Below are 26022 nucleotides of genomic sequence, written 5' to 3' on the forward strand. Positions count from 1 at the left end.
TTTCAGGTCGAATCGACCTGAAATCATCCGGCTCTAGGACCGATCGGAATGAGCGAGGCAAGCGAAAAGCAAGCGGCGTCCCCAAGCGGCGGGATCGGGGTGGTGATCGTTGCCGCCGGCCGCGGCGCGCGCGCCGGGCAGGCCGACGGTCCGAAGCAATATCAGCGCATCGGCGGCCGCGCCGTCATCGCGCACACGTTGGACACCTTCCTCTCCCATCCGATGATCGGCGCCGTGGTCGTGGCGATCCACGCCGACGATGCCGAACTTTTCCAACGCGCGGCCGAGGCGCATGGCGATCGCCTTGTCGCCGTGATCGGCGGCCCGTCGCGCCAGGCGTCCGTCCGGCTCGGCCTGCTGGCGCTGAGGGAGCAGGCGCCGGCAAAAGTGCTGGTGCATGATGCGGTGCGCCCGTTCGTCGATGCCGGGCTGATCGACCGCACCATCGAGGCCATCGGCGAGCGCCAGGGCGCGCTGCCGGCTTTGCCCGTCGCCGACACGCTGAAGCGGGAGTCGGCCACGGGGATGATCGACGAGACGGTGTCGAGAGCAGGCCTGCATGCCGCGCAGACGCCACAGGGTTTCCCGTTCTGGCCGCTGCTGGCCGCGCATGAGAAGGCGCATCATCTGGGCAAGACGGAGTTCACCGACGACGCGGCGATCGCCGAATGGGCGCAGATACCGGTCAAGATCGTTCCCGGATCGCCGGACAACGTCAAACTCACCTGGGCAAGGGACATCGCATTGGCCGACCAGCGGCTCTCGAGTGCTCAGCGCTTCCCGGACATTCGCACCGGCAATGGCTACGACGTGCACGCCTTCGAGCCCGGCGACCATGTGACGCTCTGCGGCATCGCCATTCCCTACGAGCGAAAACTCTCCGGCCATTCGGACGCCGATGTCGGGCTGCATGCGCTGACCGACGCGCTGCTCGCCACCTGCGGCGCCGGCGATATCGGCACGCATTTCCCGCCATCGGACCCGCAATGGAAGGGCGCGGCCTCGAAGATCTTCGTCGAGCATGCGGCAAAGCTGGTGCGCGAGCGCGGCGGGCGCATCGCCAATGCCGATATCACGCTGATCTGCGAGGCACCGCGCGTCGGGCCGCATCGCGCCGCGATGACGCAAGCGCTTTCGGCCATGCTCGGCATCGCGGGCGAGCGCATTTCCATCAAGGCCACGACCAACGAGAAGCTCGGCTTTGTCGGGCGCGGCGAAGGCATCGCCGCAATCGCCACCGCCAGCGTCGTCTATCCGGGAGACGTGCCGGCATGAGCAACGCCGAACTCGCTATCGCTTTGCTCCAGGCCTGCCAGCAGCGCGGCATCATGCTGGCGACGGCCGAAAGCTGCACCGGCGGCCTGATCATCGCGGCGCTTACAGACATCGCCGGGTCCTCCGCCGTGGTCGATCGCGGCTTCATCACCTATTCCAACGAAGCCAAGATGGAGATGCTCGGCGTGTCCGCCGCCACGCTCGAGGCGCATGGCGCGGTCTCGCGCGAGACGGTGCTGGAGATGGCGGCAGGCGCGCTGGCGCATTCGCAAGCCAGCCTTTCGCTCGCCGTCACCGGCATTGCCGGTCCGGGCGGCGGCTCGGCGGACAAGCCGGTCGGCCTCGTCTGGTTCGGGATAGCGCTCGCCGGACAGCCTATTGTCGCCGAACAGCAATTGTTCGGCCAAAAGGGCCGTGAATTCATCCGGCACGAGACGGTGCGCCACGCGCTGCAACTCGGATTGCGGGCACTCGGCGAGCTTTAAAGCGCGTTGCGCTGAAACGGATTCAGGCGACGCGCATTAAGTCTTTGTTTTGATGCATGTCGCCCAAAACCGCTGCGCACTTTTGGGCGACATGCATTAGGCCGGCTTTGCGCCGTAGATGACGTCGGCGCGCTTCTCGAAGGCTTCCGAGAACATGCGGAAGGCACGGTCGAACATCGTGCCCATCACCGCGCCCAGGATGCGGCTCTTGAATTCGTAGTCGATGAAGAAATGCACCTCGCAACCTTTCTCGGCCGGGTCGAAGCGCCAGATATTGCTGAGATATTTGAACGGGCCGTCGATGTATTTGACGTCGATGGCATGTTCAACCGGATTGAGCAGCACCTGCGTGGTGAAGGTCTCGCGGATCGCCTTGTAGCCGATGCTCATATCGGCAACCAGGATGGTGCGGCCGTCGCGCTCCTTGCGCGATCGCACGGTAAGCGATTCACAAAGCGGCAGGAATTGCGGGTAGGTCTCGATGTCCGCCACCAGCGCGAACATCTCTTCCGGCGTATGCGCGACGCGGCGTGTCGCCTCGAATTTCGGCATTGAAGGTCAGCTGGCCTTCGCGAGCTGCGCCTCGCGCGCGGCGCGCAGCCTGGCGAAATCCTCGCCGGCATGGTGCGAGGAGCGCGTCAGCGGGCTCGACGCCACCAGCAGGAAGCCCTTGGTCTTGCCGACCGTTTCGTAGGATTTGAATTCGTCGGGCGGGATGAAGCGGATCACCGGATGGTGTTTCTTCGACGGCTGCAGATACTGGCCGATGGTCATGAAGTCGACATTAGCCGACCGCAGATCGTCCATCAGCTGCAGCACTTCGTTCCGCTCCTCGCCGAGGCCGACCATGATGCCGGATTTGGTGAAGATCGACGGATCGAGCTCCTTGACCCGCTGCAAAAGCCGGATCGAGTGGAAATAACGCGCGCCCGGGCGAACCGTCAGGTAGTTCGACGGCACGGTTTCGAGATTGTGGTTGAAGACGTCGGGCTTGGCGGCAACGACGATCTCCAGCGCGCCGTCCTTGCGCAGGAAGTCGGGCGTCAGGATCTCGATCGTCGTCGAAGGCGTCGCCGCGCGGATGGCGCGGATGACGTCGGCGAAATGCTGCGCACCGCCATCGGCAAGATCGTCGCGGTCGACGGAGGTGATGACGACGTGGCTCAGCCCCATCTGCTTGACGGCGTGCGCGACGCGCGCCGGCTCATCCGGATCGAGCGCGGTCGGGATGCCGGTGGCGACATTGCAGAAGGCGCAGGCGCGCGTGCAGATCTCGCCCATGATCATGAAGGTGGCGTGCTTCTTGTCCCAGCACTCGCCGATATTCGGGCAGCCGGCCTCCTCGCACACCGTCACCAGCTTGTGCGACTTCACGATCTCGCGCGTTTCGGCATAGCCCTTGGAAACCGGCGCCTTGACGCGGATCCAGTCGGGCTTGCGCAGCACCTCCTGGTCGGGCCGGTGCGCCTTCTCGGGATGCCGCGGGCGCGGCCGGTTGGCGATCGTGTCTACGACTGTGACCATCTCAAACCCTTCGCGGCCGTTATTTCGACGGCCGGCTGTCTTTCGTCATCTAGGACTTTTCGAGGCAAAGAAAAAGGCCGCGCCGGCGCATGCCGCCACGGCCGTTTTCGCATAACGGCTCTTCTTCAGCGACGCATTCGCGCGCCCTACCGGCGAACGAGCCGCCCCACGAAGATCAGCAGGCAGGCGCCGATGAAGCCGGTGATCAGATAGGCCACCCAGCCGACGCCGAACGACTGGATGTTGAGAGCCTGCAGGAGCGCGTTCAGCACTATCGCGCCGACGATGCCCATGATGATGTTCATGACGATGCCGGTGTTGCTCTTCATGACCATCTCGGCGAGCCAGCCCGCCAAGCCGCCGACGATGATGGCTGCGATCCAGCCGACGCCATTCAAATGCATATGCCAGTTCCTCCTCGATCAGGTGAAAACGCATCCGGATATGAACTGCCTTGCCGTCAGGTTTTTCCGGCTGCCGCGTGTGAGTCTCGCCCGACCACGTTACCACGGATTGGCCAGCTACCACCGGTTGGTGATCTATCACCGATTGGTGACCTATCACCGGCCGGTGACTTATCATGCGTTCAAAGCGCGGCCATAGGCGTCGAGCACGCTCTCCTTCATCATTTCCGACAGCGTCGGATGCGGGAAAATCGTGTGCATCAGCTCTTCCTCGGTGGTCTCCAGGTTCATCGCCACGACAAACCCTTGGATGAGCTCGGTCACCTCGGCGCCGACCATATGCGCGCCGAGAAGCTGGCCGGTCTTCCTGTCGAAGATGGTCTTGACGAAGCCCTGGTCCTCGCCGAGCGCGATCGCCTTGCCGTTGGCGCTGAACGGGAAGCGGCCGACGCGGATGTCCTTGCCTTCAGCCTTGGCCTTGGCTTCCGTCAGGCCGACGGAGGCGACCTGCGGGCTGCAGTAGGTGCAGCCGGGGATCTTCAGCTTGTCGATGGCATGCACGCCAGGGAAGTTAGCTATTTTCTCGATGCAGACGACGCCTTCATGCTCCGCCTTGTGGGCGAGCATCGGCGGGCCGGCGACGTCGCCGATGGCGTAGACGCCCGGCACATTGGTCTTGCCGTAGCTGTCGACCACCACGCAGCCCCGGTCCGTTTTCACGCCGAGCGCCTCCAGGCCGAGATTTTCGATGTTGCCCTGCACGCCGACTGCCGAGATCATGCGGTCGGCGGTGATCTTCTCGATCTTGCCGTCCTTCATCTCGACATGCGCGGTGACCGAATTGGCGCCCTTCTCGACCTTGGTCACCTTGGCTTCGAGGATGATCTTCATGCCCTGCTTCTCGAACTGCTTCTGTGCGAATTTCGAGACCTCGGCATCCTCGACCGGCATCACCGCCGGCATCAGCTCGACCACCGTCACGTCGGCGCCCATGGTGCGGTAGAAGGAGGCGAATTCGATGCCGATGGCGCCCGAGCCCATGACCAGCAGCGATTTCGGCATCTCCTTCGGCACCATGGCCTCGAAATAGGTCCAGATCAGCTTGCCGTCCGGCTCGATGCCGGGCAGCGCGCGCGGCCTGGCGCCGGTCGCGAGAATGATGTGCTTGGCGGTATAGGTGCCCTCGCCCTTGACGCCTTTCGGCACAGGCGGCTGCGGTTCCATCGCCTTCTTCGCGGTCTTCGAAACGACGACTTCGCCGGGTTTCGAAAGCTTCGCCTCGCCCCAGATGACGTCGACCTTGTTCTTCTTCATCAGGAAGCCGACGCCGGTGTTCAGCCTGAGCGACACTTTTCGCGAACGGTCGACCACGGCTGATGTATCGGGGCTGACCTTACCGCCCTCGAGCTTCAGGCCGTAGTCCTTGAGATGGTCGGAATAATGCATGATCTCGGCCGAGCGCAGCAGCGCCTTGGTGGGGATACAGCCCCAGTTGAGGCAGATGCCGCCCAGATGCTCGCGCTCGACGATCGCCGTCTTGAAGCCAAGCTGGGCGGAGCGCACCGCCGTGACATAGCCGCCGGGGCCTGAGCCGATGATGATGACGTCGTAGGATTCAGCCACGGGGTTTTCTCCCTGATCTTTCTAAGGGTTAGAGTGAGAGCATGACACGCACGAGCGGCGCCAGAGCGTGGCCGATCCGCCGCGTGTTTTCAGCATCGAGATGGACGCCGTCGAGCGGCGTGGTGGTTGCGACGGTGCCGGCGTCGAAGAAGCCGCAGCCGGCCTCGTCGGCAAGCGCAGAATATTGCGGCGCCAGCCGCCTGGAGGCGTCGTCGCCGCCAGCGAACATTTCCTTGAATTCGGCATTGTCGGTGCGCGAGACGGCGGGCGGCGCGACGATGAGAATCTGCGGCGCGTCCCAATCGAACGGATAGTCGTGGCCGCGCACGATATCGATCAGGCGCTGCACGCCCTGCTTGGCGGCGACCGGATTGCCGTGGATCCATGGCTTCATGTCGTTTGAGCCGAGCATGACGATGACGAGATCGAGCGGCGCGTGGCTGGTCAGGATCGTCGGCAGGACGCGGGCGCCATTGCGGTCGGCGCCGGCCAGATGATCGTCGAACGCCGTGGTGCGGCCGTTGAGGCCTTCGGCGATGACCTCGACGTCGCCGCCGAGCTCGGCCCGAAGCACGCTCGGCCAGCGGTCTGCCAGCGCATGGCGGCCAAGGCTGGCGGCATCATAGCCCCAGGTCAGGGAGTCGCCGTAGCACAGAATTGTCTTCACGCCTTCGCCCCGCTTCTACCAAAACCTGTCCTGACAGGCCCCACCCGCCAGCGCACGAAGAGCCACTGCACGATGATCGTAACGATACCCGGCAGTATCAGTCCGGCCATCATCGGCACGTCGCGCCTTACCACGTCTGCGCCGGCATCCGTATAGAGTACCAGGCCGACCAGCAGGATCAGCAACATGGCGAACACGATCAGCGACCATTTTCCCACCTTGGCGACGGCCATGGCCGGATCGGCCATGAACTGCGCCATGAAGAAGACGACGGTGGCGACGAGGGTCACCAACATCGAGACCATGAAAACGACGATGTATTCTTCCTCGGCCCCGGTGGCGACGGCGAGTTCCTGAGCCACCAGGCCGCCGGCGAAGCCGGAAAGGACGAAGGCGAAAAGGCTGGTGAAGAACTTCCGCACCGCCTTTTCCTTCTTACACCAGCATGCCCATCGGGTTCTCGATCATGCGCTTGAAGGCGCCGAGCAGCTCCGCGCCAAGCGCGCCATCGACCGCGCGATGGTCGGTCGAGAGCGTCACCGACATCACCGTCGCTATCTTGATCTCGCCCTTCTTCACCACCGCCCGCTCCTCGCCGGCGCCGACCGCCAGGATCGTCGCATGCGGCGGGTTGATGACGGCGGCAAAATCCTTGATGCCGAACATGCCGAGGTTAGACACCGCCGTCGTGCCGCCCTGATACTCCTCGGGCTTCAGCTTGCGGCTCCTGGCGCGGCTGGCCAGGTCCTTCATCTCGTTGGAGATGACCGACAGCGTCTTTTCATCCGCATGCCGGATGATCGGCGTGATCAGGCCGCCGGGGATCGACACGGCAACCCCGACATCGGCGTGCTTGTGCTTGACCATGGCGCTGTCCGTCCAGGAGGCGTTGGCGTCCGGCACCGCCATCAGCGCCATGGCCATCGCCTTGATCACCATGTCGTTGACCGAGAGCTTGTAGGCTGGCGCCTCGCCCTTATCGGTCTTCCTCATCGGGGCTGCGGCATTCAACTGCGTGCGCAGCGCCAACAGCGCGTCGAGCTCGCAATCGAGCGTCAGATAGAAATGCGGGATGGTGGACTTCGCCTCGACCAAACGACGCGCGATGGTCTTGCGCATGTTGTCGTGCGGCACGAGCTCGTAGGAGCCTTCGGCGAACAGCTTCAGCACCTGGTCGTCCGACATCGGCTTGGGCGCAGGGGCCGGAGCGGACGGGGCGCCCGCAGGCGCCTTCGCCGTCGGCGCGGCCTTGACGCCGCCGGAAGCGATCGCCGCCTCGACGTCGACCTTCACCACGCGGCCATGCGGGCCGGAACCGGTCAATGCCGTCACGTCGACGCCGGCATCCTTGGCGATTCGGCGGGCCAAGGGCGATGCAAAGACGCGATCGCCGGCGGCGTGGCCGTTGGCGACGGGAGCGGACTCGGCCTTCGCCGGCGCGGGCGCCGCGGCGGCTGCAGCCGGCTTGGGGGCTTCCTTGGGCACTTCGGCCTTCGGGGCATCCGCTTTCGGCGCCTCTGCCTTGGGAGCCGCGCCGCCACCGCTCTTGGCCGCGGCGCCGGTATCCTCGCCCTCGCCGGCCAGGATGGCGATCAGCGCGTTGACCTTGACGCCTTCGGTGCCGGCCGGAACCACCAGCTTGGCGACGGTGCCTTCATCGACAGCTTCGACTTCCATCGTCGCCTTGTCTGTCTCGATCTCGGCGATCACGTCGCCGGGCGAAACCTTGTCGCCTTCCTTGACCAGCCATTTTGACAGATTGCCCTCTTCCATCGTCGGAGAGAGCGCCGGCATGGTGATGTTAATTGGCATGTTGTCCTCCCGACCGGCTCAGCGATAAGTGACGGCTTTGACAGCCTCGACGACTTCGCCGACGTTTGGCAGCGCCAGTTTCTCGAGGTTCGCCGCGTAAGGCATCGGCACGTCCTTGCCGGCAATAGTGATCACCGGCGCATCGAGGAAGTCGAAGGCGCGCTGCGAGACCTGGTTGGCGATGTGGTCGCCAACCGAGTTCTGCGGAAAACCCTCTTCCACCACCACGAGACGGTTGGTCTTCTTCACCGAGGCGATGATGGTGTCGAAGTCGAGCGGCCGGATGGTCCTGAGATCGATGATCTCGGCATCGATGCCCATGCCGCGCAGCTCGGCCTCTGCCTTGATCGCATAGGTCATGCCGATGCCGAAGGAGACGAGTGTGACGTCCCTGCCCTGCTTGTGGATACGCGCCTTGCCGATCGGCAGCACGAAATCGTCGAGCTTCGGCACGTCGAAGGAATGGCCGTAGAGGATCTCGTTCTCGAGGAAGATGACCGGGTTCGGGTCTCTGATCGCCGCCTTGAGCAGGCCCTTGGCGTCGGCAGCCGTATAAGGCATCACAACCTTCAGGCCGGGGACATGGCTGTACCAGGCGGCATAGCACTGCGAGTGCTGGGCAGCGACACGGGCGGCGGCGCCGTTCGGGCCGCGGAACACGATCGGAGCGCCCATCTGGCCGCCGGACATATAGAGCGTCTTGGCGGCCGAGTTGATGATCTGGTCGATTGCCTGCATGGCGAAGTTGAAAGTCATGAACTCGACGATCGGCTTCAGCCCGGCCATCGCGGCGCCGACGCCGACGCCGGCAAAGCCGTGCTCGGTGATGGGCGTGTCGACCACGCGCCGCGGCCCGAATTCCTGCAGCAACCCTTGAGTGATCTTGTAGGCGCCCTGGTACTCGGCGACCTCCTCGCCCATGACGAAGACGTCGCCGTCGCGGCGCATTTCCTCGGCCATGGCGTCACGGAGCGCTTCGCGCACCGTGGTGGAAACCATCTCGGTGCCGGCGGGAATGTCCGGATCCGCGGCGACCTCCGTCTTCGGCGCGGCAGCGACAGGAGCGGCAGCCTCGCTCTTGGCCGCGGCGGGCGCCGGGGCTGGCGCTGCGCTCTCAGTCTTAGGCTCTTCTTCGCCGATGCCTTCGCCGGCCTTGTCGACGTCTTCACCATCGACGGCAAGCACGGCGATCACAGCATTGACCTTGACGCCTTCGGTGCCGGCGGGAACCACGATCTTGGCGAGCGTGCCTTCGTCGACAGCTTCGACCTCCATCGTCGCCTTGTCGGTCTCGATCTCGGCGATGACGTCACCGGCGACGACCTTGTCGCCTTCGTTCTTCAACCATTTGGAAAGATTGCCCTCTTCCATCGTCGGCGAGAGCGCGGGCATGAGAATTTCGATCGGCATGTCCTTGCCCTCTCCTCAGAGTACGATGTCGGTCCAGAGCTCGGACGGATCCGGCTCGGCGTCGTGCTGGGCGAATTCGGCGGCGTCGGCGACGATGTCGCGGACGTCCTTGTCGATGGCCTTGAGCTCGTCCTCGCTTGCCCATTTCTTGTCCATCAACCGCGCCTTGACCTGCTCGATCGGATCGTGCTCGGAGCGCATCTTCTGCACTTCTTCCTTGGAGCGGTATTTTGCGGGATCGGACATCGAATGACCGCGATAGCGGTAGGTCTGCATTTCGAGGATAAGCGGGCCGTTGCCGGCGCGGCACCATTCGGTGGCGAGATCGGCGGCCGACTTCACGGCGCGGACGTCCATGCCGTCGACCTGGATGCCGGGGATCTTGAAGGAAGCGCCGCGATGCGAGAAGTCGGTCTCGGCCGACGAGCGCGACACAGACGTGCCCATGGCGTAGCGGTTGTTCTCGATGATGTAGATCACCGGCAGCTTCCACAGCGAGGCCATGTTGAAGCTTTCATAGACCTGGCCCTGGTTGGCGGCGCCGTCGCCGAAATAGGTCAGCGAAACATTCTTGTTGTCGCGGTAGCGGTTGGCAAAGGCGAGACCGGTGCCGAGCGACACCTGCGCGCCGACGATGCCGTGGCCACCATAGAAATGCTTCTCCTTGGAGAACATGTGCATGGAGCCGCCCTTGCCCTTCGACAGGCCGCCGCGGCGCCCGGTGAGCTCGGCCATGACGCCGCGCGGCGACAGGTCCATCGCCAGCATATGGCCGTGGTCGCGATAGGCGGTGATCATCTGGTCGCCTTCGATCAGCGCCATCTTCATGCCGGTGACGACAGCTTCCTGGCCGATATAGAGGTGGCAGAAGCCGCCGATGAAGCCCATGCCGTAGAGCTGGCCGGCCTTTTCCTCGAAGCGGCGGATCAAGAGCATATGCCTATAGGCGGAAAGCTCGTCTTCCTTGGTGAAATCGGCCGGCTTGGGCGCTGACAGATTATGCTGTTTGTCGGATCTGGATTTGGCGGGCGCTTTTTTGGCGGCGGTGGCCATGCGTCACTCCCTGTTGGCGTCTCTTTGCGGACATTTGGGGAGATCGATCGCCTCCCCACCGATTTGCGGGAAGCTAACACGCAAGGATGCATTGCGCCATGCTGAAAAATGCATGGCTGGCATGCATCTAAGCGATTAAAATCATTGAAAATAAAGACGATTAACCGGAATTCAGTTATTTCGTCGGGGTGGGCAACATGATGGTGATTTCGTCGGGGTGGGAGAGATTGAGCGCCTTTCGGGCCTGCTCGTCAAGCATATCCTTCTCCAGCGTGCCTTCATGCATCAACTGGACCCGGCGCTCGAAGTCGATCCGCCGCGCCTTGACGGCATCGAGCTGCGCCTGCAATTCGACCGTCCGGGCCTCGAGCCGATATTTGGAATAGATGCCGAATTCGCCGTGATAGGCATGGAAGCCGAAATAGGCCAGGAAGAGCACGCAGAGCGAGGGGATGATCAGCCTGCCGGTGTTTCTCTGCTTGTGCTGACGTGTCCACATAACCCGAACCCTCGCGGCCGCGAACGCAAGCGGCCATGAGTCCTATTTCGCCCGATTGTGCTTAATGGACGGTTACGGGCGACCTGTCGCAGGACCGCCTGAAACGAAAAAGGGCGGGAATGCCCCGCCCTTTTCAAACCGTCCGAACAGGCCGGATCAGCTCTTGACCACCGACTTGCCGGCGTAACGCGCCTGCTTGCCAAGCTCTTCCTCGATGCGGATAAGCTGGTTGTACTTGGCCATGCGGTCCGAACGCGACAGCGAGCCGGTCTTGATCTGCCCGCAATTGGTGGCGACCGCGAGGTCGGCAATGGTCGAATCCTCGGTCTCGCCCGAGCGATGCGACATGACGGCGGTGTAACCGGCCTTATGCGCGGTCTCGACTGCGTCGAGCGTCTCGGTCAGCGAGCCGATCTGGTTGACCTTGACCAGGATCGAATTGGCGACGCCCATGCGGATGCCGTCGCGCAGCCGCGCCGTGTTGGTGACGAAGAGGTCGTCGCCGACGAGCTGGATCTTCTTGCCGATCAGGTCGGTCAGGATCTTCCAGCCTTCCCAGTCGTCCTCGGCAAGGCCGTCCTCGATGGTGATGATCGGATAGTCGGCAGCCAGCTTGGCGAGATACTTGGCCTGCGCCTTCGGATCGCGGGTCTTCTTCTCGCCTTCATAGACATAGTTGCCGTCCTTGAAGAACTCGGTCGCCGCGCAGTCGAGCCCAAGCGCGACATCCTCGCCCGGCTTGAAGCCGGCCTTCTCGATCGATTCCATGATGAAATCCAGCGCTGCGGGCGCGCTCTTCAGGTTGGGAGCAAAGCCGCCCTCGTCGCCGACATTGGTGTTGTGGCCGGCGTCCTTGAGCTTCTTGCGCAGCGTGTGGAAGATTTCCGAACCCCAGCGCACGCCTTCGCGCAGCGTCGGCGCGCCGACCGGCAGGATCATGAATTCCTGGAAATCGATCGGATTGTCGGCATGCGCGCCGCCATTGATGATGTTCATCATCGGCACCGGCAGGATGTGCGCCCTGGTGCCGCCGACATAGCGGTAGAGCGGTAGGCCCGCCGCTTCCGCCGCAGCCTTGGCGACCGCCAGCGAAACGCCGAGGATGGCGTTGGCGCCCAGTCGGCTCTTGTTCGGCGTTCCGTCGAGTTCGATCATCGTCTGGTCGATATGGATCTGGTTCTCGGCTTCCATGCCGCCGATCGCCTCGAACAGCTCGCCATTTACCGCTTCCACGGCGCGCTGGACGCCCTTGCCAAGATAGCGCGGCCCGCCGTCACGCAGCTCGACTGCCTCATGCGCGCCGGTCGATGCGCCCGAGGGCACAGCGGCGCGGCCCATCGAGCCGTCTTCCAGAACCACGTCGACCTCGACGGTCGGATTGCCACGGCTGTCCAGGATTTCACGCCCGACAATGTCGATGATGGCGGTCATTTGCGATGTCCCCGATTGATCGATTGAAGCGTCGCGCCCCTCTTAGCCAAAGCGGAGCAAAAGGCAATCGGCGGGGCCGCAATTATTGCCGCGGGCGAGAGTCACGAAGCGCAAATTTCTGTCATCATAAGTCATGCGCGCCGCAAGGCCTTCTCATCTATGGTCGCGTTCGCGCGGGGCGAAACAGGAGGAGTTTCGCCATGTCCCAGTTGAGCGGTATCGTGAGTTTGTTCCTGATCGCCGCGGCGTTCCTGACGTCGTGCGACGACCAGAAACCCCAGCAAAGCTCGGTAGAATTATCGACCCTCCAAGCGGCGTTCAAAACACCAAAGGCCTCCGGGTTTTACCCGGAGGCCTTTGGTGTTAGTGCGCCTATTCAGCGGTCAATGCCAATAGGGCTCCACATGGTAATACTGGAATGAGGCATCGCGAGCGGCTTCGCCGTCGGCGCCGGTCAGTTCCTCGATCGAGTATGCGGGCGCGGCCTGCAGCTGCTCCTTGGTGAATGGCACGATGTAACCGCCTTGATCCTTGTCATAGTCGAGGGTCGCCCACGGGACCGCGTGGTACTTCTCGCCCATGCCGAGGAAGCCGCCGAAGCCGATCACGGCGAACATGATGCCGTTCGACATCTTGTCGAGCATCACGTCCTCGATGCTGCCGATGCTCTTGCCTTCGGTGTTGTAGACAGACGTGCCGATGACGCGCGAGGCGGCAATGGCTGCGGTGTGCCCGGACGGGGTGGTCATGGTGGTGCTCCTCTTTGTCGTTCCGATATGGTGACAATGAGGGGCGCGGACGAAGGTTCCGGCTTGCTGCCTAGAACGGGTCGCCGTTTCGCGGAAACGGCGACCCGTTTTATTTCTTTGTTTTGACGCAATTCCGGACGGAAGGCTACGGCGAAGGCGCCGAGCCTGACCGCTGACACTTTTCCTGTAATGCTTTAGTTGTCGGTGAGGATGAAGGTGACCTTCATGTTGACGCGGTAGGCAGCGATCTTGCCGTCCTCGACGACGATCTTCTGGTCCTGGATCCAGGCGCCCTCGACGTTCTTCAGGGTCTTTGCGGCGCGTGCGATGCCCTTCTCGATGGCATCCTGAAAGCTCTTCTTGGACGACGACGTGATTTCGGTGACGCGGGCAACGGACATGGCTTCCTCCTGCCAAGACGCTCAGTTACGAAAACGAGCGTAGTGCCGGCTCGGTGCAACCACAAGCCGGCGCGGGATTCGCTAGAGCCGGCTGGAATCAGAGGCCTTTGGCGATGCGGTCGAAGGCCATCAGCTTTTCCAACAGCGCCGGCATGTCCTTGAGAGGCACCATGTTGGGGCCGTCCGAAGACGTCGAATTGTCGGGGTCCTGATGGGTTTCGATGAAGACGCCGGCGACGCCGACGGCAACGGCCGCGCTTGCGAGTGTCGCGACGAAGCGCCGCTCGCCGCCCGAGGAGCCGCCCTGCCCGCCCGGCTGCTGCACCGAATGGGTGGCGTCGAAGATCACCGGGGCGCCGATCTCGGCCATGATCGGCAGCGCGCGCATGTCCGAGACCAGCGTGTTGTAGCCGAACGAGGCGCCGCGCTCGGTGGTCAGCACATTCGGATTGCCGGAACCGGTGATCTTGGCGACCACGTTCTTCATGTCCCAGGGCGCGAGGAACTGCCCCTTCTTCACATTGATGACCTTGCCGGTCTTGGCTGCGGCGACCAGCATGTCGGTCTGGCGCGACAGGAAGGCCGGGATCTGCAGGACATCGACATGGGGTGCGACGATCGCGCACTGCTCCTCGGTGTGGACGTCGGTCAGCATCGGGAGCCCAAACTCCCTGCGCAGATCGTCGAAGATCGGCATCGCCGCATCGAGCCCCGCGCCGCGCGTCGCCGACAGCGAGGTGCGGTTGGCCTTGTCGTAGCTGGTCTTGTAGACGAGGCCGATGCCCAGGCGTTGCGTCAACTCCTTCAGCGCGCCGGCCATGTCGAAAGCATGCTGGCGCGATTCAAGCTGGCACGGGCCGGCGATCAGCGACAGCGGCGCATTGTTGGCGAAGACGACCTTGCCGACGGTTACCGATGCATTGGGCGCCAGGGGCTTGCTCATGGGATCTCCCGGAAGATGAAGGCGGCACCCTGCCCGGGCGCCGGCGCAACGACGATATCATCGCCGCTCATGTTGTGATCGACAGCGCCTGCCGCAAGCGCGCGTATGGCCGAAGCTTTGTCGCGGACCGAGAAAACAACCGCCTCGAACCGCAAATGCGACGAGGACTTGGCCGTCAGGCCGAAGCGCCGCACGTAAGTTTCAGGCGTGACGACGCTCAGGATTGCATTCGGCAGCCGCACCGTGTCGCCCGCCCCAAGCTCGTCGGCAATTGCGTCGGCGGCGATCGAGACCAGCCCGATCTGCGCGGCGCGCGCGTCGCTGACCGCGACCACTTCGACGATGCCGGTCACGCCATTGGCGTGCGCCTGAAGCGCCGTGCGATCGATCTTCGGCGCGTTGACGCGCTCGCAGGCAAAGAGGAAGGCGTCCGACGCCTCCTTGCCGGCCGCGAAGGCCAGCCTGAACGATGCCGTATCGCTCTTGCCGTTCGTATCGGTGAAGGCGCGTGAAAAACCCAGCATCTCGCCAGCCGACAGGCCGGCTTCGACAAAGCGCCTATGGTCGGCATCGGCGCTGCCGGTTCCAAGCACGACGGCGGAAAAACCTTCATCGCCCAGCCGCTCGCGATAAAGGCGGTCACGCGCTACGAAGACATTGCCGGCCGCGATCGCCTGTCCTGCCGCCTGTTCATTTCCTACCGCCAGTGGCTCGAGATAGGTGCCGTCGGCGAAAAAGACGCAGGCATTCTCCGTGCCGAAGGGGTGGATGCCCGTGGGCGCGACGACAAAGCCGAGCGAGGCCAGACGCGACCGTACGGAATCGAGGCTTCCGGTCGGCAGCACGAGATGGTCAAGCGGATGGGCGGAGCTTATGGTCATGCCGGGGCGGTGTGCCCCATTCCGGCCGGCTGTTCAAGAGCGCGGAGCCGACGAAGCCTTGCCGGTTCAGGCCGCCGCCACGACATCGGCCGAATAGCGCAGTTCGCGCAGCGGCTTCACCCTGCTGGTCGTGTCGGCATAGATGGGATCTGCCTTGTAGGCGGCAAGCGCCGCCTCGTCCTCGAACTCGGCATAGACGACGACATCGATCGCGTTGGAGAACAGATCGACCTTGGTGTTGAGCGTCACCTCGAAATGCTTCGAGTGTGGAATCTTGCCAAGCGCCAGCAAGCCCGAGCGCACCGCCTCGACATCTTCCCTGCGCCGCACGCTGAAGAAAACGATGTGCCGGATCAAGCCAGCCTCCCTTGTCTTCGATTCAGCGGTGTTTCTGTGGGAGCAATGCCCAGGCGTCAACCGGCAACGATGTCGCGCCCGCGATGCGAAACCGGCGGGACCTTACCCGGTGACGTAGCGCACGATGCGCGACATTTCCCGCACGGTCACGTCGAGGTAATGGCCGCGATTGTAGAGGCCGTCCCAGAACAGGAAGAAGGTGATGGCGGCGATGACGATCACATAACGCATGGCTAAAACTATCGCATGTGAACGGCCGGAACCAGAGTGGCGGCGAGAGCGATTGGTCCAGTTCACCGATTTTTGCCTGAGGCCGCGTTCCGTCAGCGACCGCTTTGCTGGAAGACGCCCAGCCTATGGGGTGCGAAGCCACACGCTTGTGAGGCGACGTGATGAAACCGCGATCGGGCATCGGGCATTTTTGCTGCCAGCCGATACGAGCGCGACGTTCCGAAGCGCCGGCCGGCCAGGCAACAGGAGGCCTCCATGAAGCGCGCCATCATTGCAACAGCGCTGGCGCTTGCCGCAATCCCGGCCAGCGCCGCTCCAAGAATATCCCGGCCAACGGTCACCAACGACCCGTTGGGCGCAAACACCACCGCGACACTGACGCCGGGTGTGGGCGACCTGATCAACAATGTGCCGACCTCGTCGATCACGGCGGTCCACCACCCGAAGGGCATGGCGCCGTTGACGGTACCCAGCGATCCGCTCGGCACATCGATCCAGCCGGTGTTTCCGGGACCGCTCACCACGCCCGCGACGACCAGCGCGCCATAGCCAAATCGGAGTAGCCTGACAGCGGCGATCAAGGGGCTGGTCAAAGCGTGATGCGGTATCTGGCGAAGCCTGACTCGCCATCGCCCGCCGGCTCGATCTTCAACGACTTGACCTCGGCGATGAAATCCTTGGCCCTGGGTCCGGTCTCGAAGACGACGCTGGCGCCGGGCAGCGACGCGAACGACCAGTTGTCGTCCGCCGACGGGTTGATGGTGCCCTCGCTGACGACATAGCGCACGATCACGTCGCGGTTGGTGTCCGGCGCCTCGTAGATGATCTTCGAAGCATTGATGTCGGGGAAATTGCCGCCGCCGCCGGCGCGGTAATTGTTGGTGGCAACAACGAATTTCGCTGCCGGATCAATCGGTTTCCCGTCGAATTTGAGGTCGACGATACGGTTGGAGCCGGTATTCGCGGCGCCGCCCTTGGCATCGTATTTCGGCGCCTGCGACAGGTCGATCCTGTAGGTGACGCCGTCGATGACATCGAAATTGTAGGACGGGAAATCGGTGTTGATGAGTGGCTGATCCGCTTTGCCCGGCTCGATATGGTTGAAGATGCCGGCAGACATCTCCAGCCATTCCTTCACCTCGGCGCCGGTGATTTCGACGGCCCGCACCGTGTTCGGGTAGAGATAGAGATCGGCGACGTTCTTGATGGCGATATCGCCCACGGGAACGTCGGTATAGTAGTCGGCGCCGTTTCGGCCGCCGGCCTTGAAGGGTGCCGCCGCCGACAGGAGCGGCACGTCCTTCCACTCGGTGCTCTTCAATATGTCCTTGAGATACCAGGTCTGCGCCTGGTTGACGATCTGCACGGACGGATCGTCGGCCACCAGTGCGAAATAGGAATAGAGCGGCGCCGATGTCTTGCCGACGGGGCGGCGGACATAGGCTAGGGTCGCTTCATGGTCCTGTTCCAGCGCGGCGATGATGCGCTTGTCGTCGCCGACGGTCGCCTTGTTCTTGTTGTCGACGCGCTCATAGATCGGCCGCGCTTCGGAGGTGGCCGACACAACCCGCCATTTCGAGCCGTCGCGCTCCAGAAGCAGGTCGATGAGGCCCATATGCGAGCCCCAGAAGCCGCCCATGACGGCCGGCTTGCCCTGCAGCGTGCCCTTCTCGGTGTCGACGCCTTGAAGCGCCTGGAAATCCTTCTTGCCGGGGAAGACCAGATGCTGGTGGCCGGTGAAGACCGCGTCGATGCCTTCGACGCCGGCGACGAAGAAGGAGGCGTTCTCCATCTTGTCGCCCTGCTTGATATCGATGCCTGAATGCGAAAGCGCGATGACGATGTCGGCGCCTTCTTCCCTGATCTGCGGCACCCAGGCCTTGGCCGCCTCGACGATATCGCGCGTCTGGACGTTGCCTTCGAGGTTCTTCAGGTCCCAGACCATGATCTGCGGCGGCACGAAGCCGATGACGCCGATCCTGATCGGTTGCTCGGCGCCCGAGCCATCCTTGATCTTCCGATCGAGGATGACATAGGGCTTGAGGTACAGCTTGTCGTCGCGCGGGTTCGTGGCAAGCGTGGTGCCGCGGATCAGGTTCGCGCAGACGAAGGGGAAGTTGGCGCCGGCCAACACCTTGTCGAGAAAGGAGAGGCCGTAATTGAATTCATGGTTGCCGAGTGTCGAGCATTCGTAGCCGAGGACGTTCATGCCCTTCATGACGGGGTGCAGGTCGCCATCCTTCATGCCTTTCTCGTAGGCGATGTAGTCACCCATCGGACTGCCCTGCAGCAAGTCGCCATTGTCGATCAGCATCGAATTCGTGGCTTCCTTGCGCACGGCGTCGATCAGTGAGGCTGTGCGCGACAGGCCCATCGTGTCGTTCGCTTTGTCGGCGTAGTAATCGTAAGGCAGCAGGTTCACATGGATGTCGGTAGTCTCCATGATCCTGAGATGCGCCTGACCGGCCGCGGCTCGGGCGGAGAACGGGTGCAGCATGATCAGCGCGCCGCCGGCAGCGGCGCCGGCCAGGAATTCCCGGCGGGAGAATCGGCGACGGGAGACGGGCAGTCGTGACATTCTCTTCTCCTCTTCGACAACGCGACAACCCCTGCCCCAGCACGAAGCATGGCGCTGAAGGCGCCGTGAGTCCACGTGCGCGAAAAGCCTTTCGATCACGAGAAGGTGACGCGTCGATGAAGCAGGGGATGGCGAAGTGATCAGCTTTTGTCGTCGTCGCCCTGGGTGATCAGGCGCGCGCTGCGCTGACCGGTCAGGTAAATCCATAGCCAGCTAAGCGAGACCGCTAGGCGGTTGCGGAAATCGATCAGGAAATAGATGTGCGCTATGCCCCAGAGCCACCAGGCGAGCCAGCCGGTGAGCTTAATCCAGCCGAAGTCGATGGCGGCGGCGCGCTTGCCTATCGTCGCCAGATCGCCGGCATGCCGGTATTGGAAAGGATGCGTTGCCGTGTCGCCGGCGAGCCGCGCCCTGATCGTCGCGGCAACGTGCTTGCCCTCCTGCTTGGCCGAGGGCGCCACGCCCGGCACCGGCTTTCCATCCGGCCGCAGCACATGCGCGGTGTCGCCGATGACGAAGATGTCTGGGCTGCCAGGCACCGTCAGGTCGGGTTCGACCATCACCCTGCCCGCCCGATCGGCCGGCACAGCCAGCCACTCAGCCGCCGGCGAAGCGGCAACGCCGGCCGCCCAGATGATCGTCCTTGCCGGCAGGCGTTTGTCGCCGAAGACGACACCTTCAGCATCGAGCCTTGTGACCGGACGCCCGAGCTCGACGGTGACGCCGAGCCGTTCCAGCGCCTTGCGGGCGTAATCGGAAAGCTGCGGCGCGAAATTGGCCAGGATACGGTCGCCGGCTTCGACCAGAACGACGCGCGCCTGGCGGGTGTCGATGTTGCGGAACTCGCCTCGCAACGTGTCATGCGCAAGCTCGACAATGGTGCCGGCGAGCTCGACGCCGGTCGGTCCGCCGCCGACGATGACCAGCGTCAGCAGCGCCTGGCGCTTCGCCGGGTCGATTTCGCGCTCCGCCTGCTCGAAAGCGAGCAGGATGCGGCGCCGAATCGTCGTGGCATCCTCGAGCGTCTTCAATCCCGGCGCGAATGGCTCCCATTCGTCATGGCCGAAATAGGCATGGCGAGCGCCGGTGGCGAGCACCAGCGTGTCGTAGGGGACCGAGCTGCCGTCGTCGAGCAGCACGCGTTTGCCGGCGCGGTCGACGCCGGTGACATTGCCGAGAAGCGTCGTCACGTCCTTGCGCCTGCGCAGCAGATGACGGATCGGCCAGGCAACCTCCGAGGTCGCGAGCGACGTCGTCGCCACCTGGTAAAGCAGCGGCTGGAAAAGATGGTGATTGCGCTTGTCGATCATGGTGATGCGCACTGCGGAACCAGCCAGCGCGCGGGTGAGCTCGAGGCCCCCGAAGCCGGCGCCGACGACTACGACTCTATGCTCGGTTTCGTTCATTTCATTCCACCTCGCCAGGTGCAATTGCCGCCTATGATGTAAGTATTTTTGTGCGTTGCAACAATATTGAATCGGGCAATGACCATGCCGGGGAGTCGTCGCGCGGCGTCGTGAATGCACATGCGACTGCCTCGGCGCAGGTATAGCGTGAAACAAAACGACAGGAGCCAGCATGGCTGACAACCGCGATGACGAAGCGCCGGGACAATACGCCTCACCGCCCTGCTTCATGCATGAGCTCGACCCGGAATACCGGGATCTGCTCTCCGACTGGACGGATGTCAGACGCTGGCGCAAGGCGGAGCGCGAGCGGCTCATCAATGCCCGCCTCGCCGTTTCAGCCGATGCGCGCGCCGCCATGTCGGCGCGTATCGCCGACGGCCTCGACGCGCTGATCGGAGACATAGCCGGCCGGATGGTCAGCCTCTACTGGCCATTTCGCGGCGAGCCGGATTTGCGCGGCTGGATGGCCTCGATCAACGAGCGCGGCGGCCGCACCGCGCTGCCTGTCGTCATCGAGAAGGGACAGCCGCTGGTGTTTCGCGCCTACAGACCGGGCGACCGGCTGGAAAAAGGCGTCTGGAACATTCCGATCCCGGCCGAAGGCGATCCGGTGCTGCCCGACATCGTGATCTCGCCGATCGTCGGCATCGATCCTGGCAACTACCGGCTGGGCTATGGCGGCGGCTTTTACGACCGTACGCTCGCCGCGATGCCGTTCAGGCCGCTGGTCATCGGCGTCGGCTACGAATTGCAGCGCATCCCGACCATCTACCCGCAGCCGCACGATATTCCGATGAGCGAGGTGGTGACGGAGGCGAATGCCGCCTAAACCATCCAGGCCCAGTCGATCGGATAGTGGAAAATCGGGGTGAAAGTCACGCCAACCGCCTCCATGTCCCTGCGACCGTCGATGGCCATCTCCTTCAGCGTGTTGAGTTGCGCCGCATGCTCGTCGGTATCCCAGACACTAACTTGGACCATCGAGCCCTTCGGCGAGACGCCTGAGTAAAACTGGAGGAGCCCCGGCAGCCGTCTGACGGCCGGTATCATATACTGCGAGGTCTTCTTGCTTGCAGCGTCGACTTCGGGGAACCGAACCGGGTCGAAGGTGGCGCGCGAAATGCGGACGACGGAGGTTGCCGGCAATGACTCGGCCAGAGTGACTCTTTCTGTCATGGTCCAGCCGCTGCCTCTTTAATTGTGCCGAGGCCGGACGCTAAGCAATTCCAGGCAATGCGTGAGACGGTTTCATCCGGAAATGGCGTCAAAACAAAATGAACAAAGAGAGCGAGAGGTCGACTGTTCCGTCAAGCGATGAACCTCGCTAAGCCATCTCCGGCCGCAGCCCGACCGCCGTGCGATCGACGATCTCACGCAGCGCGAAGGACGAGTTGATCTTGGTCACATGCGGCATGGCCGACAGCCATTCCTTGTGGATGCGCTCGTAGTCGACGAGATCCTTCGCCGCGATGCGCAGGATGTAATCGTATTCGCCCGACATCAAATGGCAGGAAAGCACGTTCGGGCAGCGCTTGATCGCCGCCTCGAAATCCGACAACGTCTTCTCGAATTGCCCTGACAGCGATATGTGCACGATCGCCGTCATCTGGTGGCCGAGCGCCGAATTGGACAGCCGCGCGTGGTAGCCGCGGATGGTTCCGGACTTCTCCAGATTGTCGAGCCTGCGCGAACAGGCCGATTGGGAAAGGCCGACCTTTTCGGCAAGCGCCGCATTGGGGATCCGGCCATCCTTCTGCAAAGTCTCCAGAATGGCGATATCAATCCTGTCGAGCCGCATTTTTCGTGGTTCCTGCGAATTTCCAGTCGTTTTGCGCAACGATTATCGAAGAGCGGCCGTTGCCGCAAGTGCATTCGCAAACACATACGCAACGATTCGTGGTTGACTGCGATTATTGCGTGTCACCTCCAAATCGCGCGGCGTTCCGGAGCTGATGGCATGCACCAATGACAGGGAGAGCGCCCCTTTAAGGGCGCGGACAGGAGAAGAACGATGCGTGTCGGCTGCCCCAAGGAAATCAAGAACCATGAGTATCGCGTCGGCCTGACGCCGGGCTCGGTCCGCGAATATGTCGCGCATGGCCATGAAGTGCTGGTCGAGACCGGCGCCGGCGCCGGCATCGGCGCCGACGACAACGCCTATCGCGCCGCCGGCGCGACCATCGCCAAGACCGCCGCCGACGTGTTCGCCAAGTCGGACATGATCGTCAAGGTCAAGGAGCCGCAGCCCAACGAATGGGTCCAACTGCGCGACGGCCAGATCCTCTACACCTATCTCCACCTCGCCCCGGATCCGGAGCAGACCAAGGGTCTTCTTGGCTCAGGTGTCACCGCCATCGCTTACGAGACCGTGACCGACGATCGCGGCGGCCTGCCGCTGCTCGCCCCGATGTCGGAAGTTGCCGGCCGCCTTTCGATCCAGGCCGGCGCCACGGCGCTGCAGAAGGCCAATGGCGGCCGCGGCGTGCTGCTCGGCGGCGTGCCCGGCGTGCTGCCCGGCAAGATCACCGTGCTCGGCGGTGGCGTCGTCGGCCTGCATGCGGCCAAGATGGCCGCCGGCCTCGGCGCCGACGTCACCATCATCGACCGTTCGATCCCGCGCCTGCGCCAGCTCGACGACATCTTTGGCGGCCGCGTTCATACGCGTTACTCGACCGTCGAGGCGCTGGAAGAAGAATGCTTCTCGGCCGACGTCGTCATCGGCGCCGTGCTGATCCCGGGCGCCGCGGCGCCCAAGCTCGTGACCCGCGAAATGCTTTCCGGCATGAAGAAGGGCTCGGTTCTGGTCGACGTCGCGATCGACCAGGGCGGCTGCTTCGAGACTTCGCATGCCACGACCCACGCCGATCCGACCTATGAGGTCGATGGCGTGATCCACTATTGCGTCGCCAACATGCCTGGCGCCGTGCCGGTCACTTCGGCGCACGCGCTCAACAACGCGACGCTGCATTACGGCCTGCAGCTCGCCGACAAGGGCCTCAAGGCGCTGGTCGACGACCACCACCTGCGCAATGGCCTCAACGTCCATAAGGGCAAGATTACCAACCGTGCCGTCGCAGAGGCGCTCGGCTACGAGATGGTCGAACCGAAGGCGGTCCTTGCCGCCTGACAAATCCGCAGAGATTTCCTTCAGTCGCCCGCCGGTCATTCCGGCGGGCTTTTTCTTGCGCGCAAACTGGTCGCGCCAAGAAACCGGGCAACAAAAAAGCGGAGCAAAAGCCCCGCTTCCTCGAGTGTTGGGACCTGCCGCCGGTTCATCCGCGGTCGACAAATCATCAACGACCCTTTTCTAGCGCAGTCGTGCGACGGAAATACGACAGTCCGGAAAGGCCCGGTTCCCACCTTCCGGGCCATTATGCGTGCTTGTGTGAAATGCTTCACATTCGCTCCGCGCGAAGGACGCCTAGACACGGGCCGTTACTGGCGGCCTGAGCTGCTTTCCGAGTCGGCCAAGTCCGGCTCGGACAGCACTGGCCGACAGCTTCTGTCAGACCCTCCAACGGCCCGCCTGACCATCGGCGGGCTTCTTTTTGGGTCATACCGGTTTGGGATCAGGCCCGCTCGATGCGGCATTGATAGCAATTGTTCCGGGCCGAGCGGACATGGATGTAGGCGATGTCTTCGCGCCCAAGCAGCGTCTGCGCGCGGGCGGCAATGTCGTCGGTCGGCGTCACGGCGCCGCTGCCATAGACGATGCGATCGTCCTTGCCATAGCCCCTGACGATGTAGTCGCTGCTTTCGAGCATCTCCGGCAGCGCATCGCCTTCCGCAGCGCGCTCGCATTCCTCGGCGTGCAGGAAGATAGGGCCGGTTTCGGCGTAGGGCTGCAGTTCCGGGAACGGCCGGTAGGCGACGATCAAGTAGCCCTCGCCCGCGGCGACATTCTTCAGGCAGTGCCTGCAGGGCACGCCGTCGCCGTCGGAGATCTGGCGCTCCGGGGCGCGGCCGTAGGCATCGGGCGCTCCCCGCTGCAAGGCGCGCACGGCTTCGGTCGGCAAGGCTTTGAACTGGATGCTCATGGCAAATCTCCGGGTGTCGATTTCCGGAAATTATGCCTTTAGGGCGGTGTCTCCCACCCGATTCCTGACCGACCGCGCGCGCACGTGAAAGAGCCCGGCCGCTTTGAACAGGCCGGGCTCCGTTGTCGGTATTATCGCTTCGTCGTCAGCGCACGAAATCGTCGAAGCGGCGCAGCGTCACGCGGCGGTTGCGCCAGTTTTCCTGCTGGGTCTGCACAAGCAGGAATTCCTCGCCGTAGCCGACGGTGTCGAGCGCGTAGGCCGGCACGCCGAACTCACCCACCAGCGTGCGCTTTAGCGACGCCGCGCGGCGTTCGGACAGAACCTGGTTCGATTCGAAGGAACCCACCGCGTCGGTGTGGCCTTCGATCAGGATGCGGGCGCCGCGGTCGCGCCGCAGGATGCGATGGAGCGCGTCGGCAATGATTTCGACCTTGCCATATTGCGAGGGAGCGATAGCGGCCGAGCCGAACTCGAAATTGATCGACTGGATGTCGATCGAACGCGCCATGCGCCGCAGGTCAGGCCGGCGCTTGAACTCGCGAATGGTGACGCGCTCGTTCGGGCGCAGCTTCTTCCTGGGAGCTGCGTCGAGCTGGCGCTCGATGGTCGCGGCCGAAGGCGTCGTCGCCTGCGCGGATGCCAGGCTCGGCACGGCAATTGCCGCGATCATGGCTACGGCGAATGTACGTCGGGTCAACATTGTCTTTTCTCCTATAAGCTCGGCCTCGTAATGCGGCCGGACAATGGCAAAGACAGTCTGAAGCGGCGATGAACGGGATGTTCAGTCGGTGGGACTCGCCGCTTTCCGCCCGAAACTGCTTGAGCGGCTTAGCCTCGCATGACGCTGGCCGAGCGCTCGGCGAAGGTCAGCGGATGCACGACCTCCTTCTTCTGCGCCACGGGGGCGAAGCCGAGCTTCTGGTAAAGCGGAAGCGCCGCCGGATGGTCGAGCGTGCAGGTCTGCACGGTGACGCGCCTTGGCCCATGCGCCCAGGCAGCCGAGATCGCGGCGCCGAGGAACCAGCGGCCGATGCCTTGGCCGTGCGCATGCTCCATCATGCCGAAATAGGCGAGCTCCACTTCGTCCGGCAGATGCGGCTTGAGATCGAAGAAGCCGGCAGGAGCGCCGTCGAGATAGAGCACGCGGATGTCGCGGTCCTCGCGGTGCAGGCCGGCGGCAAGCTCGTCGTCGCTCAGCCTGAGCACATTGACCCAGTGCCATTTGCGCCCGACGCGATCCATCAGGTAGCGGTAGAAATGAAGCGGGATATCTTTCGTCTTCAGCAGCGCGATCTGGCGGTTGTAGGGGATCGGCGGCGAAACCGCCGGCGCCGCATGCATCTCCAGGAAGGTGACGGTGACATCGATATCTTGCAGCGCGCCGTTTTCCATCATTCTTTCCCCGTCACCACCGGCGTGTCGCTGAGACCGCCCCATTCCGTCCAGGAGCCGTCGTAAAGCCGATTGTCGGCATGGCCAAGCGTCTCCAGCGCCAGCGTGATCGCCGCCGCCGTGATGCCCGAGCCACAAGACGTGACGACCGGCTTCGACAGGTCGATGCCGGCGTCCTCGATCACCTTGCGCAAGCGGTCCTTGGACAGCAGCTCGCCATTCTCGGCAAGCGCCGTGATCGGAACATTGTGTGCGCCCGGCATATGGCCCGAGCGGACGCCCTGGCGCGGCTCCGGATCGGTCCCGGCAAAACGGCCGGCAGAGCGCGCATCCGCGACCTGGCTCTCTCCGTCGCCGACAATCCTGCGCATCTCGTCGAGGCCGACGACCCGGCCCGCATCGAAATCGGCATGGAAGACGCTCGGCGCGATCTTCGTCGGCTCCGCCGTCACGGGTCGCCCCTCTGCTTTCCAGCGGTCGATGCCTCCGTTCAGGATGTAGACCTGGAAGACGCCCATGACACGGAACATCCACCAGGCGCGCGGCGCCGAGAACAGGCCCGGGCCGTCATAGACGACAATGGTGTCGTCGGCCGAAACGCCCATGGCGCCGACATATTGGGCGAAGTGCTGCGGCGAGGCCAAAGTGTGTGGCAGTTTCGAATCCGGATCGGAAACCGCATCCTGGTCGAGGAAGCGCGCGCCGGGAATGTGAGCGGCATCGTATTCGGCGCGGGCATCGCGCTTTTGCGCCGGCAGGTACCAGGAGGCGTCGACGATGGTGAGACCCGGCTCGCCAAGTTGCTTTTCCAGCCAGTCGGCGTCGACGATGAAAGGACTATCCTGCGCCATTTTTGTT

At 63.5% G+C, this 26022-nt stretch carries 30 protein-coding genes; 5 read left to right on the top strand and 25 right to left on the bottom strand.

The genetic code is table 11. From position 1 onward, the window contains the following. Positions 1-48: 48 nt before the first annotated feature. Together LB572_RS11695 and LB572_RS11700 are read left to right on the top strand one after the other, a co-directional pair. Positions 49-1275, top strand: a complete 1227-nt coding sequence (locus LB572_RS11695; protein WP_224667826.1) for a bifunctional 2-C-methyl-D-erythritol 4-phosphate cytidylyltransferase/2-C-methyl-D-erythritol 2,4-cyclodiphosphate synthase — start codon at positions 49-51, stop codon at positions 1273-1275. Continuing rightward, entirely contained in the window at positions 1272-1760 is a 489-nt protein-coding gene (locus LB572_RS11700; RefSeq protein WP_140809850.1) for a CinA family protein, read from the top strand. The genes LB572_RS11695 and LB572_RS11700 overlap by 4 nt, the downstream gene beginning before the upstream one ends. A 96-nt stretch (positions 1761-1856) precedes the next feature. On the opposite strand, the gene LB572_RS11705 is transcribed toward LB572_RS11700, so the two are convergent. From LB572_RS11705 to LB572_RS34395, 17 genes are all read right to left on the bottom strand, one after another. Further along, positions 1857-2312, bottom strand: coding sequence for a type II toxin-antitoxin system RatA family toxin (locus LB572_RS11705; RefSeq protein ID WP_224667827.1), 456 nt, complete (start codon positions 2310-2312; stop codon positions 1857-1859). A 6-nt stretch (positions 2313-2318) separates the two neighbouring features. Continuing rightward, a complete protein-coding gene (lipA, locus tag LB572_RS11710) occupies positions 2319-3284 on the bottom strand; it encodes a lipoyl synthase (RefSeq protein ID WP_224667828.1) in 966 nt (321 codons plus the stop codon). Positions 3285-3430: 146 nt separating this feature from the next. Continuing rightward, positions 3431-3688, bottom strand: a complete 258-nt coding sequence (locus LB572_RS11715; protein ID WP_140809844.1) for a GlsB/YeaQ/YmgE family stress response membrane protein — start codon at positions 3686-3688, stop codon at positions 3431-3433. Between the two features lie 174 nt (positions 3689-3862). Further along, positions 3863-5311 (bottom strand): dihydrolipoyl dehydrogenase, encoded by a 1449-nt coding sequence (gene lpdA / locus LB572_RS11720; RefSeq protein ID WP_224667829.1) that lies wholly within the window; start codon positions 5309-5311, stop codon positions 3863-3865. Between the two features lie 28 nt (positions 5312-5339). Beyond that, positions 5340-5978, bottom strand: a complete 639-nt coding sequence (locus LB572_RS11725) for an SGNH/GDSL hydrolase family protein (RefSeq protein WP_140811190.1) — start codon at positions 5976-5978, stop codon at positions 5340-5342. Then, positions 5975-6400 (bottom strand): hypothetical protein, encoded by a 426-nt coding sequence (locus tag LB572_RS11730; RefSeq protein WP_224667830.1) that lies wholly within the window; start codon positions 6398-6400, stop codon positions 5975-5977. The genes LB572_RS11725 and LB572_RS11730 overlap by 4 nt, the downstream gene beginning before the upstream one ends. Before the next feature lie 13 nt (positions 6401-6413). After that, the gene (locus LB572_RS11735; RefSeq protein WP_224667831.1) at positions 6414-7790 is read right to left on the bottom strand and encodes a pyruvate dehydrogenase complex dihydrolipoamide acetyltransferase; all 1377 of its coding nucleotides are present in this window, start codon (positions 7788-7790) and stop codon (positions 6414-6416) included. Positions 7791-7808: 18 nt separating this feature from the next. After that, positions 7809-9200, bottom strand: coding sequence for a pyruvate dehydrogenase complex E1 component subunit beta (locus LB572_RS11740; protein ID WP_224667832.1), 1392 nt, complete (start codon positions 9198-9200; stop codon positions 7809-7811). Positions 9201-9215: 15 nt separating this feature from the next. After that, positions 9216-10253, bottom strand: a complete 1038-nt coding sequence (gene pdhA, locus LB572_RS11745) for a pyruvate dehydrogenase (acetyl-transferring) E1 component subunit alpha (protein ID WP_140803038.1) — start codon at positions 10251-10253, stop codon at positions 9216-9218. Positions 10254-10428: 175 nt separating this feature from the next. Continuing rightward, positions 10429-10752 (bottom strand): FtsB family cell division protein, encoded by a 324-nt coding sequence (locus LB572_RS11750; RefSeq protein ID WP_140803037.1) that lies wholly within the window; start codon positions 10750-10752, stop codon positions 10429-10431. Between the two features lie 156 nt (positions 10753-10908). Continuing rightward, a complete protein-coding gene (gene eno, locus LB572_RS11755; protein WP_140803036.1) occupies positions 10909-12183 on the bottom strand; it encodes a phosphopyruvate hydratase in 1275 nt (424 codons plus the stop codon). 383 nt (positions 12184-12566) lie between these two features. Then, positions 12567-12932 carry a PRC-barrel domain-containing protein gene (locus LB572_RS11760; RefSeq protein ID WP_140803035.1) on the bottom strand — a complete coding sequence of 122 codons (366 nt, stop codon included), beginning with the start codon at positions 12930-12932 and terminating at the stop codon, positions 12567-12569. Positions 12933-13126: 194 nt separating this feature from the next. After that, positions 13127-13333 (bottom strand): dodecin family protein, encoded by a 207-nt coding sequence (locus LB572_RS11765; RefSeq protein WP_112099570.1) that lies wholly within the window; start codon positions 13331-13333, stop codon positions 13127-13129. Positions 13334-13430: 97 nt separating this feature from the next. Beyond that, on the bottom strand, positions 13431-14276 hold the full coding sequence (kdsA, locus tag LB572_RS11770) for a 3-deoxy-8-phosphooctulonate synthase (RefSeq protein WP_224667833.1): 846 nt from the start codon (positions 14274-14276) through the stop codon (positions 13431-13433). After that, positions 14273-15157, bottom strand: a complete 885-nt coding sequence (locus LB572_RS11775) for a VOC family protein (protein WP_224667834.1) — start codon at positions 15155-15157, stop codon at positions 14273-14275. Before LB572_RS11775 ends, kdsA begins: the two co-directional genes overlap by 4 nt. A 66-nt stretch (positions 15158-15223) precedes the next feature. Further along, the gene (locus tag LB572_RS11780; protein ID WP_140803032.1) at positions 15224-15514 is read right to left on the bottom strand and encodes a Dabb family protein; all 291 of its coding nucleotides are present in this window, start codon (positions 15512-15514) and stop codon (positions 15224-15226) included. A 102-nt stretch (positions 15515-15616) separates the two neighbouring features. Then, positions 15617-15745 (bottom strand): hypothetical protein, encoded by a 129-nt coding sequence (locus LB572_RS34395; protein ID WP_263497950.1) that lies wholly within the window; start codon positions 15743-15745, stop codon positions 15617-15619. A 255-nt stretch (positions 15746-16000) separates the two neighbouring features. Here LB572_RS34395 and LB572_RS11785 point away from each other — a divergent pair, with 255 nt between their 5' ends. Beyond that, positions 16001-16294: a hypothetical protein gene (locus LB572_RS11785; protein ID WP_140803031.1), complete on the top strand. Its 294-nt coding sequence runs from the start codon at positions 16001-16003 to the stop codon at positions 16292-16294. A gap of 40 nt (positions 16295-16334) precedes the next feature. On the opposite strand, the gene LB572_RS11790 is transcribed toward LB572_RS11785, so the two are convergent. Together LB572_RS11790 and LB572_RS11795 are read right to left on the bottom strand one after the other, a co-directional pair. Then, positions 16335-18323 (bottom strand): bifunctional 2',3'-cyclic-nucleotide 2'-phosphodiesterase/3'-nucleotidase, encoded by a 1989-nt coding sequence (locus LB572_RS11790; protein WP_224667835.1) that lies wholly within the window; start codon positions 18321-18323, stop codon positions 16335-16337. 140 nt (positions 18324-18463) lie between these two features. Further along, entirely contained in the window at positions 18464-19729 is a 1266-nt protein-coding gene (locus LB572_RS11795) for an NAD(P)/FAD-dependent oxidoreductase (RefSeq protein ID WP_224667836.1), read from the bottom strand. Between the two features lie 172 nt (positions 19730-19901). Here LB572_RS11795 and LB572_RS11800 point away from each other — a divergent pair, with 172 nt between their 5' ends. Next, positions 19902-20561, top strand: coding sequence for a 5-formyltetrahydrofolate cyclo-ligase (locus LB572_RS11800; RefSeq protein WP_224667837.1), 660 nt, complete (start codon positions 19902-19904; stop codon positions 20559-20561). On the opposite strand, the gene LB572_RS11805 is transcribed toward LB572_RS11800, so the two are convergent. Next, positions 20558-20908, bottom strand: coding sequence for a hypothetical protein (locus LB572_RS11805; RefSeq protein WP_224667838.1), 351 nt, complete (start codon positions 20906-20908; stop codon positions 20558-20560). The two genes, LB572_RS11800 and LB572_RS11805, sit on opposite strands and share 4 nt — an antisense overlap. A gap of 148 nt (positions 20909-21056) precedes the next feature. Continuing rightward, positions 21057-21530 (bottom strand): Lrp/AsnC family transcriptional regulator, encoded by a 474-nt coding sequence (locus LB572_RS11810; RefSeq protein ID WP_040982960.1) that lies wholly within the window; start codon positions 21528-21530, stop codon positions 21057-21059. Between the two features lie 213 nt (positions 21531-21743). Here LB572_RS11810 and ald point away from each other — a divergent pair, with 213 nt between their 5' ends. Beyond that, positions 21744-22859 (top strand): alanine dehydrogenase, encoded by a 1116-nt coding sequence (ald, locus tag LB572_RS11815; protein ID WP_224667839.1) that lies wholly within the window; start codon positions 21744-21746, stop codon positions 22857-22859. 442 nt (positions 22860-23301) lie between these two features. On the opposite strand, the gene LB572_RS11820 is transcribed toward ald, so the two are convergent. The 4 genes from LB572_RS11820 to sseA form a co-directional block, all read right to left on the bottom strand. Next, positions 23302-23769 (bottom strand): DUF1203 domain-containing protein, encoded by a 468-nt coding sequence (locus LB572_RS11820; RefSeq protein ID WP_140803025.1) that lies wholly within the window; start codon positions 23767-23769, stop codon positions 23302-23304. A 145-nt stretch (positions 23770-23914) separates the two neighbouring features. After that, entirely contained in the window at positions 23915-24472 is a 558-nt protein-coding gene (locus LB572_RS11825; protein ID WP_224667840.1) for an OmpA family protein, read from the bottom strand. Between the two features lie 128 nt (positions 24473-24600). Further along, positions 24601-25164: a GNAT family N-acetyltransferase gene (locus LB572_RS11830; protein WP_224667841.1), complete on the bottom strand. Its 564-nt coding sequence runs from the start codon at positions 25162-25164 to the stop codon at positions 24601-24603. Then, a complete protein-coding gene (gene sseA / locus LB572_RS11835) occupies positions 25164-26015 on the bottom strand; it encodes a 3-mercaptopyruvate sulfurtransferase (protein WP_224667842.1) in 852 nt (283 codons plus the stop codon). The genes LB572_RS11830 and sseA overlap by 1 nt, the downstream gene beginning before the upstream one ends. Positions 26016-26022: the final 7 nt, after the last annotated feature.

Source organism: Mesorhizobium sp. BH1-1-5 (genome assembly GCF_020165615.1).
Taxonomy (GTDB): Bacteria; Pseudomonadota; Alphaproteobacteria; order Rhizobiales; family Rhizobiaceae; genus Mesorhizobium.

Bases quoted from the DNA above. Each gene is read 5' to 3' on its own strand.
- LB572_RS11735 (WP_224667831.1), bottom strand. From the start codon at position 7,790: ATGCCAATTAACATCACCATGCCGGCGCTCTCTCCGACGATGGAAGAG.
- pdhA (WP_140803038.1), bottom strand. From the start codon at position 10,253: ATGGCCACCGCCGCCAAAAAAGCGCCCGCCAAATCCAGATCCGACAAA.
- ald (WP_224667839.1), top strand. From the start codon at position 21,744: ATGCGTGTCGGCTGCCCCAAGGAAATCAAGAACCATGAGTATCGCGTC.
- LB572_RS11705 (WP_224667827.1), bottom strand. From the start codon at position 2,312: ATGCCGAAATTCGAGGCGACACGCCGCGTCGCGCATACGCCGGAAGAG.
- LB572_RS11740 (WP_224667832.1), bottom strand. From the start codon at position 9,200: ATGCCGATCGAAATTCTCATGCCCGCGCTCTCGCCGACGATGGAAGAG.
- LB572_RS11700 (WP_140809850.1), top strand. From the start codon at position 1,272: ATGAGCAACGCCGAACTCGCTATCGCTTTGCTCCAGGCCTGCCAGCAG.
- LB572_RS11820 (WP_140803025.1), bottom strand. From the start codon at position 23,769: ATGAGCATCCAGTTCAAAGCCTTGCCGACCGAAGCCGTGCGCGCCTTG.
- LB572_RS11825 (WP_224667840.1), bottom strand. From the start codon at position 24,472: ATGTTGACCCGACGTACATTCGCCGTAGCCATGATCGCGGCAATTGCC.
- lipA (WP_224667828.1), bottom strand. From the start codon at position 3,284: ATGGTCACAGTCGTAGACACGATCGCCAACCGGCCGCGCCCGCGGCAT.
- eno (WP_140803036.1), bottom strand. From the start codon at position 12,183: ATGACCGCCATCATCGACATTGTCGGGCGTGAAATCCTGGACAGCCGT.
- LB572_RS11800 (WP_224667837.1), top strand. From the start codon at position 19,902: ATGGCTGACAACCGCGATGACGAAGCGCCGGGACAATACGCCTCACCG.
- LB572_RS11715 (WP_140809844.1), bottom strand. From the start codon at position 3,688: ATGCATTTGAATGGCGTCGGCTGGATCGCAGCCATCATCGTCGGCGGC.
- LB572_RS11760 (WP_140803035.1), bottom strand. From the start codon at position 12,932: ATGACCACCCCGTCCGGGCACACCGCAGCCATTGCCGCCTCGCGCGTC.
- LB572_RS11765 (WP_112099570.1), bottom strand. From the start codon at position 13,333: ATGTCCGTTGCCCGCGTCACCGAAATCACGTCGTCGTCCAAGAAGAGC.
- LB572_RS11785 (WP_140803031.1), top strand. From the start codon at position 16,001: ATGAAGCGCGCCATCATTGCAACAGCGCTGGCGCTTGCCGCAATCCCG.
- LB572_RS11775 (WP_224667834.1), bottom strand. From the start codon at position 15,157: ATGACCATAAGCTCCGCCCATCCGCTTGACCATCTCGTGCTGCCGACC.
- LB572_RS11830 (WP_224667841.1), bottom strand. From the start codon at position 25,164: ATGGAAAACGGCGCGCTGCAAGATATCGATGTCACCGTCACCTTCCTG.
- LB572_RS11795 (WP_224667836.1), bottom strand. From the start codon at position 19,729: ATGAACGAAACCGAGCATAGAGTCGTAGTCGTCGGCGCCGGCTTCGGG.
- LB572_RS11750 (WP_140803037.1), bottom strand. From the start codon at position 10,752: ATGTGGACACGTCAGCACAAGCAGAGAAACACCGGCAGGCTGATCATC.
- LB572_RS11790 (WP_224667835.1), bottom strand. From the start codon at position 18,323: ATGTCACGACTGCCCGTCTCCCGTCGCCGATTCTCCCGCCGGGAATTC.
- LB572_RS11695 (WP_224667826.1), top strand. From the start codon at position 49: ATGAGCGAGGCAAGCGAAAAGCAAGCGGCGTCCCCAAGCGGCGGGATC.
- LB572_RS11810 (WP_040982960.1), bottom strand. From the start codon at position 21,530: ATGCGGCTCGACAGGATTGATATCGCCATTCTGGAGACTTTGCAGAAG.
- LB572_RS34395 (WP_263497950.1), bottom strand. From the start codon at position 15,745: ATGCGTTATGTGATCGTCATCGCCGCCATCACCTTCTTCCTGTTCTGG.
- sseA (WP_224667842.1), bottom strand. From the start codon at position 26,015: ATGGCGCAGGATAGTCCTTTCATCGTCGACGCCGACTGGCTGGAAAAG.
- LB572_RS11805 (WP_224667838.1), bottom strand. From the start codon at position 20,908: ATGACAGAAAGAGTCACTCTGGCCGAGTCATTGCCGGCAACCTCCGTC.
- kdsA (WP_224667833.1), bottom strand. From the start codon at position 14,276: ATGAGCAAGCCCCTGGCGCCCAATGCATCGGTAACCGTCGGCAAGGTC.